Below are 14839 nucleotides of genomic sequence, written 5' to 3' on the forward strand. Positions count from 1 at the left end.
AGCCTTGCACACCAGCCAACGCCCGGAGATGGGGCGGCGCGTGCGGCGTCAACCATACCAGCAGCCTGTGGCGGCTGTGCGACTCGGCGTTGCGTCCCGCGTCAAACGTCCTCAAATTTTTCCGCCCATTCCGAGCAAATTGACACGCTTGGGCGGCCCCCAATGGAGGGCGCCATCCACACAGGGCCGGGCATGTGTGGCATGGCGCCGCGCTTTAGTTCGAAAGCAGTCGTTTGCCGATGTCGCGCCGCGCGAGGCCGGACCTACGGGGGGATTTGGACTCAAAGAGCGAAGTGGTCGAGGGGGGGCGAGAGCCAAGAATCCACCGGTACCCCAACAGGACCCATCGAATGAATGCACTCAGGCTCATGCGCGACAAGCTGCCCTCGGGGAAAGCCTTGGGCGGCGCCTTGCGTCCTGAACTGGTGTCCCGCCTGCTGCCGGTCGTGCTGCTGGCGATCGGCATCACGGCCCTGGTGATGATGTTCCTGTGGAACGACCAGGCCAGCTACAAGCCGGTGTTCGGTGCGCGCGAGCAGGTGCCGGTGTCGGACATGATGGCCGCGCTGGATGCCGAGGGCATCGCCTACCGGCTGCACCCCGAGTCGGGCCAGGTGCTGGTCTCGTCCTCCGACCTCGGCCGCGCCCGCATGCTGCTGGCGGCCAAGGGCGTCACCGCGCGCCTGCCCGAAGGGCTGGAACTGATGGACAAGAACGACCCGCTGGGCGTCACGCAGTTCGTGCAGGACATCCGCTTTCGCCGCGGCCTGGAAGGCGAGCTGGTGCAGAGCATCACCTCGATGGACGCCGTGCGCTCGGCCCGCGTCCACCTGTCCGTGGCGCGCTCCTCGACCTTCGTGCTCAACGCCCAGGACAAGAGCACCGCCTCGGTGGTGTTGAGCCTGCACCCGGGGCGCACGCTGGGCAACGAACAGATCGCCTCCATCATCCAGCTGGTGGCCGGCAGCGTGTCCAACCTGGACCCGTCCCGCGTGAGCGTGGTCGATCAGGCCGGCCGCCTGCTCTCCGCGCGCGTCGATGTGAAGGACGGCATCGACCAGGGCAGCTTCGCCGACGAGGCGGTGCGCAAGGCACAGAACGACATCCTGCAGAACGCGCACCAGCTGCTGCAGCCGCTGCTGGGCGCGGGCAACTACAACGTGAGCGTGGCGGTCGAACTCGGTCAGGATCGCGTGCAGGAAACCCAGGAGCGCTACGGCGACGCGCCCAAGGTCACCAACGAGGCCTCGCGCGAGGAGAGCAACCGCGACCGCGTGGCCCTCGGTGTGCCGGGCTCGCTCAGCAACCGCCCGGCTACGCCGGCGCCCGACGCGAACGCGGCGCCCAACACCGCCGAGCGCAGCGCTGTCACCCGGCAGTTCGCCTACGACCGCAGCGTCACCACCATCCAGCGCGCGCGCTGCGCAGCTCAAGAAACTCAGCGTGGCCGTCGTGCTCAACGACGGCGCCGCGCCCGGCGCGGCGGCCACCGGCTGGACCCCGCAGGACATCGCGCGCATGGAGGGCCTGCTGCGCGGCGGCCTGGGCATCAACGCCGAGCGGGGCGACCAGCTCGTGGTCTCCTCGCTCGCGTTCCCAGGCGCCGCGCCCGCCGTGCCCTGGTACGAGGAACGCGAGACCGTGTTCGAGTTCGTGACCTGGGGCCTGTACGTGCTGGGCGCGCTGCTGTGCTACTTCCTGCTGGCGCGCCCGCTGCTGCGCATCCTGCGCGAGCGCCACAAGCCGCCGGCCGAAGTCGGCATGACCGACCTGATCGCGCTGGAGGGCGGGGCCGGTGCCGCCGCCGCCGAGTCGCCCGCGCTCGCGAACCCGGCGCCGGCCGTCGCGGCGCTGTCCCACAAGGCCCAGGCGGCGAACTCGGGCGCGATGGTGCCGCTGCTCGCCGACTACGACCTGCCACCGCCCGGCTCGCCGGTGGAGGTGCTGGTCAATCACTTGAAGGTGCTGGCCCAGAAGGAGCCGGAGCGCGTCGCCGAAGTTGTCAAACAGTGGGTTCAGAAAAATGCCGCCATCACCTGATCTCGAAGGGGCCGATGCCGGCTCGCTCTCGTCCACCGAACAGGCCGCCATCGTGCTCCTGAGCATGGGCGAGCAACCGGCCGCGGCCGTGTTGCAGCACCTCTCGCGCGAGGAGCTGCTGGATGTCACCCAGGTCATGTCGCGCATGAGCGGGATCAAGGTGGACATGGCGCGCACCGCGCTGCAGCACTTCTTCGACGACTACCGCGAACAAAGCGGCGTGCACGGCGCCTCGCGCGCCTACCTCAAGAGTTCGCTCGACATGGCGCTGGGCGCGAACATCGCCAGCAGCGTGCTCACCCGCATCTATGGCGACGCCATCCGGCCGAAGATGGCGCGGCTGCAGTGGGCCTCGTCGCGCTGGATCGCCGACCGCATCGCGGCCGAGCACGAACACATGCAGGCGGTCTTCCTCGCCTTCCTGCCCTCGGCCCTGGCGCAGCGAGGTCATCGAGCGCCTGCCCGAGGACAACCGCGACCTGGTGCTGATGCAGATCGCCCAGCTCGGCCACGTGGAGCACGACATCCTGCGCGAGCTCGAGGTGCTGGTCGACGCCTACCTGGCGAGCCTGGAAACCCAGAGCGCCACGGTGGAGGGCGTGCGCCAGGCCGCCGAGATCATCAACCGCATGCCCGGCAACCGCCAGAAGGTGGTCGAGCAGATGCGGGCGCGCGACCCGGCCGTGGTGGCGCAGATCGAGGTCAGCATGTACGACTTCTTCATCCTCTCGCGCCAGACCGAGGACGTCATCACCCGCATCATCGAAGCCTCGCCGCTGGACCTGTGGGCCGTGGCGCTCAAGGGCGCGGACCCCGAGGTGCGCCGCAAGGTGCTGCAGGCCATGCCGCGGCGCCAGGCGCAGGCCTTCGAAGACACGCTGCGCCGCACCGGGCCGGTGCCGCTCAGCCGCGTCGAGCAGGCGCGCGCCGAGATCATGCGCGAGGTCAAGGCGCTGGTGGACAGCGACGAGATCCAGATCCAGCTGTTCGCGGAGGCGGTGGTCGCATGAAGACCTACCGGCCGCACCGGTTCCCGCCGCTGAGCCGCTTCACACCGGCCCAGGCGGTGTCGCCCGGCGACGCCGAGAGCGCGCAGGCGGCATTGGCCGAAGGCTTCCAGCAGGGCATGGACCGGGGCTACCGCGAGGGCCATGACAGCGGGGTGGAGCGCGGCGTGGCCGAAGGCCGCCTGCAGGGCCTGCGCGAGGGCCGCGACGAAGGACAGGCCGAGGCCCGCGCGGCCGTGCTGGCCCGCTGGCAGGCCTATGCCGCGCCGGTGGACGCCGCGCTCGCGGCCCTGCACCAGGCCCAGGACGACTACCAGAAGGCCTTGCGCAGCGAGGTCGTCGATCTCGTGGGCAAGGTGGCCCGCCAGGTGATCCGCGCCGAGCTCACGCTGCAGCCCACGCAGTTGCTGGCGCTGGTGGAAGAGTCGCTCAAGACCATGCCGCCGGCCACCGGCGAGATCGAGGTGTTCCTCAACCCGGAAGACCTGGAGCGCATCCGCGATCTCGACCCCGTGCGCGCCCGCGCCTGGAAGCTCATGGCCGACAGCCGCCTCGACGCCGGCGAGTGCCGCGTGCACTGCGGCGGCCAGGAGGCCGACGCGGGCTGCCGCCACCGGCTGCAGGCCTGCATGGAGCAGATCGGCGCGCAGCTGCTCGACACCGAACCCCTCGCCGCCGAGCCGGCGCCCGCCACGGAGCTCGCCGCATGATCGCCGAGCGCCTGAAGTCCGTCGAACTCACCGAGGTGCCGGTCTCCGTGCCCACGGGGCGGCTGGTGGGCGCGGCGGGCATGCTGCTGCACGTCAAGGGCTGCCAGCTGCGCATCGGCCAGCGCTGCCGCATCGAGGTGGGGCCGGGCGACTGGGTCGAGGCGCAGGTGGTGGGCTTTCGCGACGAGATGACCTCGGTCATGCCCTTCAAGAAAACCGATGGCCTGAGCGCCGGCGCGCGCGTGCTGCCGATGGCGTCGGACAGCGAACTGCTGATCGGCCCGTCCTGGCTGGGCCGCATCGTCAACGGCCTGGGCGAACCCATGGACGGCCTGGGCCGCCTCGGTGGCGAGCACCGGCTGGGCAGCCAGCCGCCGCGCGTGGACCCGCTGCGCAAGCGGCCCGTGCACGAGCCGCTGGACGTGGGCGTGCGCGCCATCAACGGCCTGCTCACGCTCGGCCGGGGCCAGCGCGTGGGCTTGATGGCCGGCAGCGGCGTGGGCAAGAGCGTGCTGCTGGGCCTCATCACGCGCCAGACCGTGGCCGACGTGGTGGTGGTCGGCCTCATCGGTGAACGCGGCCGCGAGGTGCGCGAGTTCATCGACCTCTCCCTCGGCCCCGCCGGCCTGCGCCGCGCGGTGGTCGTGGTGGCGCCGGCCGACGAGTCGCCGCTGATGCGCCTGCGCGCCACCGAGCTGTGCCACTCCATCGCCGCGCACTACCGCGACCGGGGCCAGAATGTGCTGCTGCTGCTGGACTCGCTCACCCGCTACGCCATGGCGCAGCGCGAGGTGGCGCTCTCGCTCGGTGAGCCGCCGGCCACGCGCGGTTACCCGCCTTCCGTGTTCAGCGCGCTGCCGCAGCTGGTGGAGAGCGCGGGCAACGGCGAAGGCGAGGGCAGCATGTCCGCCATCTACACCGTGCTCGCCGAGGGCGACGACCAGCAGGACCCGGTGGTGGACACCGCGCGCGCCATCCTGGACGGCCACATCGTGCTCTCGCGCGCCCTGGCCGAGCGCGGCCACTACCCGGCGATCGACATCGGCCAGTCCATCAGCCGCTGCATGTCGCTGGTGGCCGAGCCGGCGCACAGCGCCGCCGCGCGCACCATGAAGGCGCTGCTCTCCAGCTACCAGCAGGTGCGCGACCTGCTGCCCATGGGCGCCTACGTGCCCGGCGCCGACCCGCAGGCGGACCGCGCCGTGAGCCTGTACCCGCGCATCGAGGCCTACCTGCACCAGGGGGTGAAGGAGAGCGCCCCCCTGACGGACTGCCTGCGCGACCTGAGCGAGCTGATGGCATGAACCCGCCCACCCACCTCGTTACCCTCGGCCACCTGGTCACCGCGCGCGAGCGCGAGCAGGAGCGCATCGGCGCCGAGCTGAGCCGCCAGCAGTCGGTGCGCGAGCGCATGCAGCGCAGCGTGGATCGGCTGCACGCCATCTGCGACGCCGCCGGGCCTTCGGGCGCCCAGCCCTTCCTGCTGGCCGCCAACTGCGCGGCCTACAAGCAGTCGGTGATGGGTCTGGCGCAGGAGCAGCAGCGCAGCCTGGAGCGCCACAGCGCCGAGGTGGAGGCCACCCGCGTGGCCCTGCACGCCGCCTTTCGCCAGCGCGAAGGTGTGGCCCAGGTGCTGCACAAGCGCGAGCGCGAATGGCGCCTGGCCGGTGAAGTGCGGGCGCGAAAACAGCTGGACGACGTGGCCCTGACCGTCTGGCGCCGCACTGAGCGATGAAAAAAATCCAGCCCCTCCTTCAAAAACCGCTGCTCCCGGTCGCCTTACCGGGCATGGGCGGGGCTTTTCCTGCCTGATCAGGAGCAACCATGGACATCAACCCGACCCAGATGGCGACCCAGCTCGCCACCATCTACACGCAGGGCACGCAGGACATCATCACGCGCGACAGCAAGAGCGCCGATGCCACCAACGCGGGCTACACCCGCCTGCGCTCGGCCCTCGCGGCGTTCAACACCGCGATGGACGCGCTCTCGGGCAAGAAGGGCCTGGTCAAGAACAGCGCGACCGTCGCCGGCAGTTCCGGCGCCACGGGCACCGCCTCCGCCACGGCCCAGCCCGGCACCTACAGCTTCTTCGTGGAGGCCGTGGCCTCCAACCACCAGATCGCCTTCGCCGACCTGCCCGCCGTGCCGGTGCGCACCGGCGGACCGCTGGTGATCCAGCAGGCCGACGGCAGCAGCTTCAACGTCAACCTGCTGATGGCCGACGCCGATGGCAACGGCACCATCTCGCAGACCGAGATCGCGCGCGCCATCAACCAGGCCTCGGGCAACGCGGGCAAGGTGACGGCCCAGGTGGTCAACACCGGCAACGGGTCCCAGCTGATCCTCTCGTCCGGCGCCAGCGGCGAGGACGGTGCGATCACCGTCGACGCCAGCGGCCTGCCCGCCGGGGCCCTCAAGGACGCCCTGAGCGCCACGCCCAACGAGCTGGCGCAGGCGCGCGACGCGGTGGTGTGGCTGGGCGACCAGGGCACGGGCGTGCGCATCCAGCAGGCCAGCAACACCGTGACCGCCATCGACGGTGTGACCCTCAGCCTCACCCGCGCCATGTCCACGGGCGACGCCCCCGCCACGCTGACCGTGGCCGCCGACGAGGCCGGCACCGCCGACAACGTGCGCAGCTTCGTGACCGCCTTCAACACCTTGCAAGGCATCATCAACGACCTCACCAAGACCGACATCAACGCGGCCTCGCGCGGCGTCTTCGCCAGCGACAGCAGCGTTCGCGCGCTGCGCACCCGCCTCAACGACATCGTGCGCCAGGACTTCGGCGGTGTGCGCCTGTCCGAGCTGGGCGTCTCCACCGACCGCCAGGGCGCGCTGACCTTCGACGCGGCCAAGCTGAAGAAGACGCTGGACGTCAAGCCCGACGCGCTGGACAAGGCCTTCGGCTCGTCCAGCCTGTCCGCGCCCTCGGGCTTGCTGGGCTCGATGAACACCTACCTCAAGACCTGGCTCGACTCGGGCAACGGCCAGATCAAGCGCCGCCAGGACTCGGTGCAGACCCTGCAGCGCGACATCACCAACCGCCAGGCGCGCCTGGACGAGCAGTTCGCGATGTCCTACGAGCGCTACCTGCTGCAGTTCACCCAACTTCAATCCCTGATGGGCCAGCTCAACCAGACCTCGGGCATGTTCGGATCGTCCACCTCGGCCACCGCCTGAGGACCGACCGCACCGCCCGTCATCACCCCCGACGAGGACTTCCTTGACATACGACGCATACGAGAGCTACGCCCAGGTCGACCTGGGCGCCCAGACCGCACAGGCCTCGTCCGTGCAGCTGGTGCTCATCCTGATGAACGGCCTGCAGGACGAGCTGGCGCGCGCGCGCGCGCACATCGAAGGCAGCCGCTTCGAGGCCAAGGCGCGCAGCCTCGACAAATGCGTCGGCATGCTCAATGGCCTGTCCAGCTCGCTGGACACGGACGCCGGTGGCGAGGTGGTCGCGCAGGTCGCGGAGGTCTACGACTACTGCGCCCGCCGCCTGCACGAGGCCGGGGTGCGGCTCGACGTGGGCATGGTCGACGAAGTGGGCCGGCTGCTGCGCACGCTGCAGGAAGGCTGGGAAGGCATGCAGGCCCACCATGGATAAGCGCCAAGCGTTCCTGGACCTGGCGGCGCGCCTGCGCCACGAGACGCAGGCCGCCGACTGGGCCGCGCTGGCCCGCACCGATCAACAGCTCGCCGCGCTGCTCGCCCGCCTGCCCGCCGTGGCGGCCCTGAGCGCGCCGGAGCAGGCCGCGCACCACGCGCTGCGCCAGGCGCACGAGGCCGCGCGCACCGCCTGCGCGCAGGCCCATGCCCAGGCCCACGAGCGCCTTCAGGCGCTGTGCGACCAGCGCACCGGCTGGACCGCCTACGCCCTGAGCACCGACCTGCAGGAGGTCTTGCCATGAACGCCGCATCCCCCGTCCTCGACCTCGCCCCCGCCGCGTCCGCACCGATCGGTGCCGCGCCGATCGCGCCGCCGGCCGATGGACAGGCCGCGCCGCCGGGCGATTTCGCCGACCTGTTGGCCGTGGGCGAAGGCGCGGAACCCATCGACGCCGCCGACCCCACGCTCCCCACCGAGATCGGCCTGCTCGATGAAGAGCCGGCGGCCGATGACGACGGTGAACAGGCGCGCGACGACGGCCCGGCCGAACCCACGGAGGCGATGCTGTCCGCCGCCCTGGCGACGGTGCAGTGGACGGTGGGTGTGGAGCGCGCGCTGCAGCTGGCGCTGCGCTCCTCGCAGGCCGCGCCCGCCGCGCCGCCGCCGGGCGCCGCGCCCGTGGCCCTGTTCCATACCAGCCCGGCACCCCCGACGTCCCTTGCGGCGGTGCCCGTGCCCGCCGACCCCGCCGTGTCCGATGCCTCGGCGCCGTTGCCGGCGGCCGCACCGGCCGGGCAGGGCAGCACCACGGCCGATGCCGGCGCGCGCGCGCCGCGCTTCGAACTGCCGCCGGTGCAGGCCGGCCCCGCCGCCGCGACCGCGCCGGCCACGGGCAACGCCTTCGTGCTCGAAGGCGACAGCGTGCGCCTGTCCGCCGCCGAGCCCGACCTGTGGCAGCGCCCGCTCGCGCAGGCGCTGGGCGATCGGCTGCAGGTGCAGGCCTCGCAAGGCATCGAGCAGGCGCGCATCCGGCTGGAGCCGCCGGCCCTGGGCCGCATCGAAATCGTGCTGCGCCAGGAGGCCGGCCAGCTGCAGGTGCAGCTCAGCGCGTCCCACCACGACGTGGTGCGCCAGCTGCAGGCCATGGGCGAAGGCCTGCGGCAGGAACTCACGCACAAGCAGGGCAGCCCCGTCACGGTGCAGGTGTTCGAAGACCGCGCGCTCGCCGACGGCCGCTCCCCGCACCGCGAACGCCAACACCCACCGCAGCAGGAAGACCGGCCCGGCCAGGGCCTGCTGAGTGAATCGAAGGCCGACCGGCGCGCCTTCACCCTGGCCTGAAGCGCCACCGACCGACCGCCACCGAGCCTGCCCGCATGAAAAAAGTCCAACTGATCTCCCTCGTCGTCGGCGTCGCGCTGCTCACCGCCGCGGGCGGCGGCGCGGCGGCCTACTGGCTGCTGCGCCCGGCCAAGCCGGCCGTGGCCGGCGCTCCGGCGCCCGACAAGCGCGAGTACCGCTACGTCACGCTGGACAAGGTCATCGTGATGCTGCGCGGGCGCGAAGGCGGCCCGCTGACCAACTACCTCGCGGTGGACCTGGTGTTCAAGACCCCCGTGGCCGACGAGGCGCAGACCAAGCAGCAACTGCCCAAGCTGCGCTCGATCGCGGTCCGCTCGCTCTCCGAGTTCACGCTCGAACAGGCCGGCATGCTCACCATCCCCGCGCTCTCCGACCATGTGCAGAAGGCCTATGTGGAGAGCTTCAAGGCCGAGGCGCGGACCATGCCTTTCGGTGAAGTGATGATCGGCAAGCTCATCATCGAGTGAGCGACGGCATGTACGGCGGTTACACCGAAATGGCCAGCGTGGCCGCGGCCGAGCTCGGCGCGGCGGACGAGCAGAAGCACCTGCTGGCGTTCACGCCGCTGGTGCGGCGCACCGTGCGCCAGCTCAGCTCGCAGGTCGGTGGCACCATGGACCGCGACGACATGATGCAGATCGGCCTCATGGGCCTGCTCGAGGCCCTGCGCCGCTACGGCGAGCCCGACGACCGTTTCCCCGCCTTCGCCAGCCTGCGGGTGCGCGGCGCCATCCTGGACGAGCTGCGCCGCCAGGACTGGCGGCCGCGCTCGGTGCGCCAGGAGAGCTTTCGCCTCAAGACCGAGGTGCGCGAACTCACGAAGCGCATGGGGCGCGAACCCACCGAGGCCGAGGTGCTGGCCGGGCTGGACATCAGCCCCGAGGCCTACCTGGCCTACCAGCAGGACAGCAACGCCGAGACCCTGGCCAGCTTCGACGACATGTTCGACGCGCTGTCCAACGAGGCGTCCGCCCAGCGCTCGCCAGAAGCCGAACTGGTGCTCAAACGAAGCCTACAGCAGGCTTTGGGCACGTTGAGCGAGCGTGAACAGCGCGTCATTCAGCTCTACTACGAATACGAACTGAGCCTCAAGGAGATCGCGGCGGTGCTGGGCTTGACCGAAGCCCGCATCTGCCAGATCAACAAGGCCGCCCTGCAGAAGATGAAAACCGTCCTGCAGACCGACTGACCGATTTTTCAAAGCCCAGCCATGCAACTCTTCGTCGGCGCCCTTGTCATCCTCCTCACCGTCTTCGGCGGCTTCCTGCTGGGCGGCGGAGACCTCGCGGTGGTCTGGGAACCGGTGGAACTGCTGATCATCGGCGGCGCCGGCCTGGGCGCCATCATCGTCGGCAACCCACGGCACGTGCTCAGCGAGATGGGCATCCAGCTGCGCAAGCTGGTCGGCTCGCGCAAGCAGGGCGAGGAGTTCCAGCGCCAGCTGCTGCTGCTGATGTACGAGCTGCTGCAGACGGCCGCCGGCGGCATCAAGGCCCTGGACGCCCACGTGGAAGAGCCGCACAAGAGCGCGATCTTCATGAAGTACCCGCTGGTGCTCGACGAACCCAAGCTGCTGCACTTCATCGTCGACAACTTCCGCCTGATGGCCATCGGCAAGATCAACGCCCACGAGCTGGAGGGCGTGCTGGAGCAGGAGCTCGAGACCATCCACGAGGAACTGAACCAGCCGGCGAAGTCGCTGCACAAGATCGCCGAGGCCATGCCCGGCTTCGGCATCCTGGCCGCCGTGCTGGGCATCGTGATGGCGATGAACTCGGTGGGCGCCGGTGCCGGCGCGGGCGAGATCGCGGCCAAGGTGGCCGCGGCCATGGTCGGCACCTTCATCGGCATCTTCCTGTGCTACGCCGTGCTCGACCCCATCAGCAACATGATGAAGCAGCTGGTGAAGGAGGAGATGTCGCACATGGAAGCCGTCAAGGTGGTGCTGGTCACCCATGTGTCGGGCAAGGTCGCGCTGCTGGCGATCGACGCCGGGCGCCGCCTGGTGCAGCTCAACATCAAGCCCAGCTTCTCCAAGCTGGAGTCCTGGATCAACGCGCTGGAGGGCCGCGAAGAGGAGCCCAAGCAAGAGTTCAATCGACGCGCGGGGGATCGCCGTGTCCAAGCTTGACCACGCCACCATCGTCAAGCGCGCCTCGCGGCGCCACGACGAAGAGGCGCACGGCGGGGCCTGGAAGGTGGCCTTCGCCGATTTCGTGCTCGCGCTCATGTGCCTGTTCATGGTGCTGTGGGTGCTCGCCGCGCGCGACAAGGAAGAGCTCAGCGGCCTGATGACCGCCAGCGGCGGGCACGTGGTCAACGAAGGTCGCGGCCCCCGCGTCGAAACCGTGGGTGGGCCGCGCGGCAGCCTGATCGAGCGTTTTCCCATGCCGGCCAGGGGGTCGGGCGGTGGCCCGATGGCGGGCGAGCAGGTGGGCGAGGTGCAGCCGCGCGAACCGGGCCAGCGCGTGCGCTACGAAACGCCCGCGCAGCTGCAGGACCTGGCCGAGCTGCTCAAGCTGATGAGCGAGCAAGCGGGCCTGCAGGCCAACCTGCAGACCATCGTCACGCCCTACGGGCTGCGCATCATGCTGCACGACACCGACCGCGAAGGCATGTTCCAGCTCGGCAGCGCGACGCCCGGCGCGAAATTCAAGGACATGCTGCGGCGCATGGGCCCGCTGTTCGCGAAGATCGAAAACAGCATGCTCATCGTCGGCCACACCGATGCCAGGCCCTATGCCGGCGCGGGCCCGCACACCGCATCGAACTGGACGCTCTCGAGCGACCGCGCCGCCGCCGCGCGCGCGCGCACCTGATGGATGGCGGCATGCCCGCGCGCAACGTGTTGCAGGTGGTCGGCATGGCCGATCGCGCGCCCTTCGAAACCGGGGACGCTCACGCCAGCGTGAACCGGCGCATCGAATTGCTCGTGCTCACCGAAGGCCAGAGCGGGGCCATCGCCGCCATGTTCGGCGCGCCCACGGACCAGCACCCACTGGTGCCCGGCGTGCAGACCGAGATGCCCAGCCTGGACGTGCTCGCGGCGCTGCGCGCGTCCCTGCTCAAGGCCAGCCAGGGCATCCCCGGCCTGCAGCAGGTGATGGACCGCGGCGCCAACCACCCCCCCGTCACCCCATGAACGCCCTTCAGGCCGCAGGCGAATGCAAACCCGACGAACGCGAGGAGATCGCATGAGAATTTCCGGCAACCCCGGCACCGAGCCTGCCGCCGCGGCGCGCGCCGCCGACGCGCCCCGCACCGAGGCGGCCAGCGCCGGCGCGCCCTCGGTGCGCACCGCGCCGGCCGCGCTGGCCTCGGGCGTCATGCAGCCCGCCATGGACGCGCTGCGCGGCATGTCGGACGTGGACACGGCCCGCGTCGCCGAGATCCGCGAAGCCCTGGCGCGCGGCGAGATCCGCTTCGACGCCGGCAAGCTCGCCAGCCTCATCACGCGCTACCACGGGAGCCGGCCGTGAGCGTGCGGCGCGAGTGCGTGGCCTTCCTGGAGCTGGTGCGCGACGACCAGACCGACTTCCAGGCCATGCGCGACCTGCTGCAGGCGCAGTTCGACGCCGCGCTGCGCCACGACCCCGTGCGCGTGGCGGCCGTCTGCGAATCCATTTCGGCACTGACCGAGCGCATCACCCAACGCGGCCACGAACGGCTCGCGCTGGCGCGGCGCATCAGCGGCGCCGACGGCCACGCGGCCTACGAGATGGTGCAGCAGGCCTTGCCGCACGGCGTGCGCGCCACCGTGAAGCAGTGGTACACCGACCTGCAGGCGATGGTGACCGAGTGCCAGCGCCTCAACGCGCGCAACTGCGACCTGCTGATGGGCCAGTACGAGATCATGCAGCGCGTGCTCAACGACGAGGTGCACACCTATGCGCCTGCCTGACGCGCGCTTCGCGGCGGTGTCGCCCGCCATGGCGATGGACGGCATGGCGCCGCTGCCGCGCGCGGGCGCGGGTGGCTTCAGCGCGCTCATGCGCTCGGTGGACGGCGAGGTGCGCCGCTTCATCGCCCAGGGCTCGGGCGCCAGCCTGCCGGGCGGGCTCACGCCCGAGGCCGCGTCGCTGCGCCTGCGGATGGCCACCGTCGAGGCGCCGGGCGTCCGCCCTGCTTCGGGCGAGGGGGTGCCCGAGGCCGAACGCGCCGCCTTTCTCAACCGCATCGCGCCCTGGGCCGAAAGCGCTGGCCGTGCGCTGGGCGTGGCGCCCGAACTGGTCGCGGCCCACGCGGCGCTCGAATCGGGCTGGGGCCGGCAACCGCTGCGCGCGGCCGACGGCAGCGACACGCACAACCTGTTCGGCCTCAAGGCCACGGGCGGCTGGAAGGGCGGCACCACCGACGCGCTCACCACCGAGTTCAGCGAGGGCGAGGCCCACAAGACCACCGAGCGCTTCCGCGCCTACGCCGATCCGGGCGAGGCCTTCCAGGACTACACGCGCCTGCTGCGCGACAACCCGCGCTACCGGGGCGCGGTCAACGCGGGCCAGGACGCGCGGGCCTTCGCCCAGGGCCTGGCGGCGGGCGGCTATGCCACCGACCCGGCCTACGCCGGCAAGCTGGAGCAGGTGGCCCGTCAGATCCAGGGAGCCAACCGATGAGGCGCCAGCGCTATTCGGCGGGTTCGACCACGCCCTCGTCGACGACGCGCGCGCTCAGCGTCTTGCCCGACGCGGTGTTGCGCACCCGCACCAGCTCGCCGAGCGAGCCGGCCTGCAGGCTCTCGCCCGCGTTCTCCACCGACACGCCGCCCTGGCGCGCGACGATGCGCACGGCCGCCCCGCGCTTGACCAGCACGGCCTTGTTCAGCAGGCGCGCCTGCAGCACCTGGCCTTCGCGCAGCGCGCGCCGGCTCGACTGCCCCACCGCGTTCTCGACGATGCCCAGGGCATCGGCCATCTGCGTCACATCGCGCCGCTCGGGCCGCACGTCCGCGGCGGTGAGTGCCTTGCCGGCGGCGATCGCCCCGGCGCTGACCAGCACCTCGGCCTCGAGCGCCACGCGCGCCACGAACTCGTGCGTCCAGCCCGGTGTGTCCGGGCAGCTCACCTTGAGCGGCATGCGGGTCGGGTGGCGGGCGTCGCCCAGGTCCACCGCGACCGGGCTGGCGCACTGCAGATTCGCGGGCGCGCGGCTGCCCAGCTTCACGCTCACTTCAGGGGCTTTCCAGCCCAGGTCTTCGGCGTGGGCAAGCCAGTGCGCGCGCACCGCCTGCTCGACCTGCGGCAGCACGGGCGCCGCCACCGCGAGCGCGGGCAGGGCGCCGAACCAGACAAGCAACTTCAAACAGAAAGGACTGCGCATGGGTATCGATATCGGGCAAGTGATCGCGGTGCATGCCGACGCACTGCAGTTGCGGGCGGAGCGGACCAAGGTGCTGGCCTCCAACCTCGCCAACGTGAACACCCCGGGCTACCAGGCCCGCGACATCGACTTCGCCGCCAGCCTGGAACGGGTGATGAGCGAAGGCGGGGAGGGGCTTGAAACGGGCGATGGCGGCGAGCTGATGTACCGCGTGCCGCACCACCCTTCGGCGGATGGTAACACCGTGGAATTGGGCGTCGAGCAGGCGGCTTTCGCGCAGAACGCGGTCGGTTTCCAGACCAGCCTGACCTTCGTCCAGATGAAATTCAAGGGCCTGGCGCAGGCCATCGCGGGGCAGTAAACATGTCGTTCGAAAGCATCAGCCGCATCGCGGGCTCGGCCATGTCGGCCCAGACTGTGCGCCTCAACACCATCGCCAGCAACCTCGCCAACGCCGAGGCCGCCTCGGGCGTGGAGGGCGACACCTACCGCGCGCGCAAGCCGGTCTTCGCCACGATTTACGACAACGGCGGCAACGGCGCCACGCCCGGCGCCAGCGTGCAGGTGCTCGACGTGATCCAGAGCGACGAGCCGCTGCGCCGCATGCACCAGCCCGACCACCCGCTGGCCAACGAGGCCGGCGACATCTACCTGCCCAACGTGAACCCCGTGGCCGAGATGACCGACATGATGTCGGCCTCGCGCGCCTTTGAAACCAGCGTCGAGGTGCTGACCCGCACCCGCCAGATGCAGATGGCCGTGCTGCGGCTGGGAGAGTCCTGACT

The 14839-nt window shown here is 70.9% G+C and carries 19 protein-coding genes and 2 pseudogenes; 20 read left to right on the forward strand and 1 reads right to left on the reverse strand.

Annotation, left to right across the window (positions count from 1 at the left end):
• Positions 1-482: 482 nt before the first annotated feature.
• From ACFJGX_RS15310 to ACFJGX_RS15395, 18 genes and pseudogenes are all read left to right on the forward strand, one after another.
• Positions 483-1358 (forward strand): annotated as a pseudogene (locus tag ACFJGX_RS15310) (flagellar M-ring protein FliF); the annotation flags it as partial.
• 94 nt (positions 1359-1452) lie between these two features.
• Positions 1453-2040, forward strand: a complete 588-nt coding sequence (locus ACFJGX_RS15315; RefSeq protein ID WP_382328722.1) for a hypothetical protein — start codon at positions 1453-1455, stop codon at positions 2038-2040.
• Positions 2024-3050, forward strand: a pseudogene (locus ACFJGX_RS15320) (FliG C-terminal domain-containing protein). The gene ACFJGX_RS15315 and the pseudogene ACFJGX_RS15320 overlap by 17 nt, the downstream one beginning before the upstream one ends.
• Positions 3047-3757 (forward strand): flagellar assembly protein FliH, encoded by a 711-nt coding sequence (gene fliH, locus ACFJGX_RS15325; RefSeq protein ID WP_382325364.1) that lies wholly within the window; start codon positions 3047-3049, stop codon positions 3755-3757. The pseudogene ACFJGX_RS15320 and the gene fliH overlap by 4 nt, the downstream one beginning before the upstream one ends.
• On the forward strand, positions 3754-5061 hold the full coding sequence (gene fliI / locus ACFJGX_RS15330) for a flagellar protein export ATPase FliI (RefSeq protein WP_382325362.1): 1308 nt from the start codon (positions 3754-3756) through the stop codon (positions 5059-5061). The genes fliH and fliI overlap by 4 nt, the downstream gene beginning before the upstream one ends.
• Positions 5058-5492, forward strand: a complete 435-nt coding sequence (locus ACFJGX_RS15335; protein ID WP_382157169.1) for a flagellar FliJ family protein — start codon at positions 5058-5060, stop codon at positions 5490-5492. Before fliI ends, ACFJGX_RS15335 begins: the two co-directional genes overlap by 4 nt.
• 89 nt (positions 5493-5581) lie before the next feature.
• On the forward strand, positions 5582-6943 hold the full coding sequence (gene fliD, locus ACFJGX_RS15340; RefSeq protein WP_382325360.1) for a flagellar filament capping protein FliD: 1362 nt from the start codon (positions 5582-5584) through the stop codon (positions 6941-6943).
• Between the two features lie 43 nt (positions 6944-6986).
• Complete coding sequence (gene fliS, locus ACFJGX_RS15345) at positions 6987-7373, forward strand: flagellar export chaperone FliS (RefSeq protein WP_382157173.1); 387 nt, start codon at positions 6987-6989, stop codon at positions 7371-7373.
• Entirely contained in the window at positions 7366-7677 is a 312-nt protein-coding gene (locus ACFJGX_RS15350; RefSeq protein WP_382325358.1) for a hypothetical protein, read from the forward strand. The genes fliS and ACFJGX_RS15350 overlap by 8 nt, the downstream gene beginning before the upstream one ends.
• A complete protein-coding gene (locus tag ACFJGX_RS15355; protein WP_382326496.1) occupies positions 7674-8717 on the forward strand; it encodes a flagellar hook-length control protein FliK in 1044 nt (347 codons plus the stop codon). Before ACFJGX_RS15350 ends, ACFJGX_RS15355 begins: the two co-directional genes overlap by 4 nt.
• 35 nt (positions 8718-8752) lie before the next feature.
• Positions 8753-9205: a flagellar basal body protein gene (locus tag ACFJGX_RS15360; protein WP_382325354.1), complete on the forward strand. Its 453-nt coding sequence runs from the start codon at positions 8753-8755 to the stop codon at positions 9203-9205.
• Positions 9206-9213: 8 nt separating this feature from the next.
• Positions 9214-9927 (forward strand): RNA polymerase sigma factor FliA, encoded by a 714-nt coding sequence (gene fliA / locus ACFJGX_RS15365; protein ID WP_382163946.1) that lies wholly within the window; start codon positions 9214-9216, stop codon positions 9925-9927.
• A 21-nt stretch (positions 9928-9948) separates the two neighbouring features.
• Complete coding sequence (gene motA / locus ACFJGX_RS15370; protein WP_382325352.1) at positions 9949-10869, forward strand: flagellar motor stator protein MotA; 921 nt, start codon at positions 9949-9951, stop codon at positions 10867-10869.
• Positions 10856-11557 (forward strand): flagellar motor protein MotB, encoded by a 702-nt coding sequence (locus ACFJGX_RS15375; RefSeq protein ID WP_382326498.1) that lies wholly within the window; start codon positions 10856-10858, stop codon positions 11555-11557. Before motA ends, ACFJGX_RS15375 begins: the two co-directional genes overlap by 14 nt.
• A gap of 11 nt (positions 11558-11568) precedes the next feature.
• The gene (locus tag ACFJGX_RS15380) at positions 11569-11880 is read left to right on the forward strand and encodes a hypothetical protein (RefSeq protein ID WP_382326500.1); all 312 of its coding nucleotides are present in this window, start codon (positions 11569-11571) and stop codon (positions 11878-11880) included.
• A 52-nt stretch (positions 11881-11932) separates the two neighbouring features.
• Entirely contained in the window at positions 11933-12217 is a 285-nt protein-coding gene (gene flgM, locus ACFJGX_RS15385) for a flagellar biosynthesis anti-sigma factor FlgM (protein ID WP_382325348.1), read from the forward strand.
• Positions 12214-12639 carry a flagellar export chaperone FlgN gene (gene flgN, locus ACFJGX_RS15390; protein WP_382157183.1) on the forward strand — a complete coding sequence of 142 codons (426 nt, stop codon included), beginning with the start codon at positions 12214-12216 and terminating at the stop codon, positions 12637-12639. Before flgM ends, flgN begins: the two co-directional genes overlap by 4 nt.
• Positions 12626-13351, forward strand: a complete 726-nt coding sequence (locus ACFJGX_RS15395) for a glycoside hydrolase family 73 protein (protein ID WP_382326502.1) — start codon at positions 12626-12628, stop codon at positions 13349-13351. The genes flgN and ACFJGX_RS15395 overlap by 14 nt, the downstream gene beginning before the upstream one ends.
• A 10-nt stretch (positions 13352-13361) precedes the next feature.
• On the opposite strand, the gene flgA is transcribed toward ACFJGX_RS15395, so the two are convergent.
• Positions 13362-14036 carry a flagellar basal body P-ring formation chaperone FlgA gene (flgA, locus tag ACFJGX_RS15400; RefSeq protein ID WP_382325344.1) on the reverse strand — a complete coding sequence of 225 codons (675 nt, stop codon included), beginning with the start codon at positions 14034-14036 and terminating at the stop codon, positions 13362-13364.
• 16 nt (positions 14037-14052) lie between these two features.
• Between flgA and flgB the strand changes: the two genes are divergently transcribed.
• Together flgB and flgC are read left to right on the forward strand one after the other, a co-directional pair.
• Complete coding sequence (flgB, locus tag ACFJGX_RS15405) at positions 14053-14415, forward strand: flagellar basal body rod protein FlgB (RefSeq protein ID WP_382157188.1); 363 nt, start codon at positions 14053-14055, stop codon at positions 14413-14415.
• 2 nt (positions 14416-14417) lie between these two features.
• Positions 14418-14837, forward strand: coding sequence for a flagellar basal body rod protein FlgC (gene flgC, locus ACFJGX_RS15410; protein WP_382325342.1), 420 nt, complete (start codon positions 14418-14420; stop codon positions 14835-14837).
• The last annotated feature ends 2 nt before the right edge of the window (positions 14838-14839 follow it).

Origin of the sequence: Hydrogenophaga sp. UC242_50 (assembly GCF_042697355.1) — a bacterium.
Taxonomy (GTDB): domain Bacteria; phylum Pseudomonadota; class Gammaproteobacteria; order Burkholderiales; family Burkholderiaceae_C; genus Hydrogenophaga.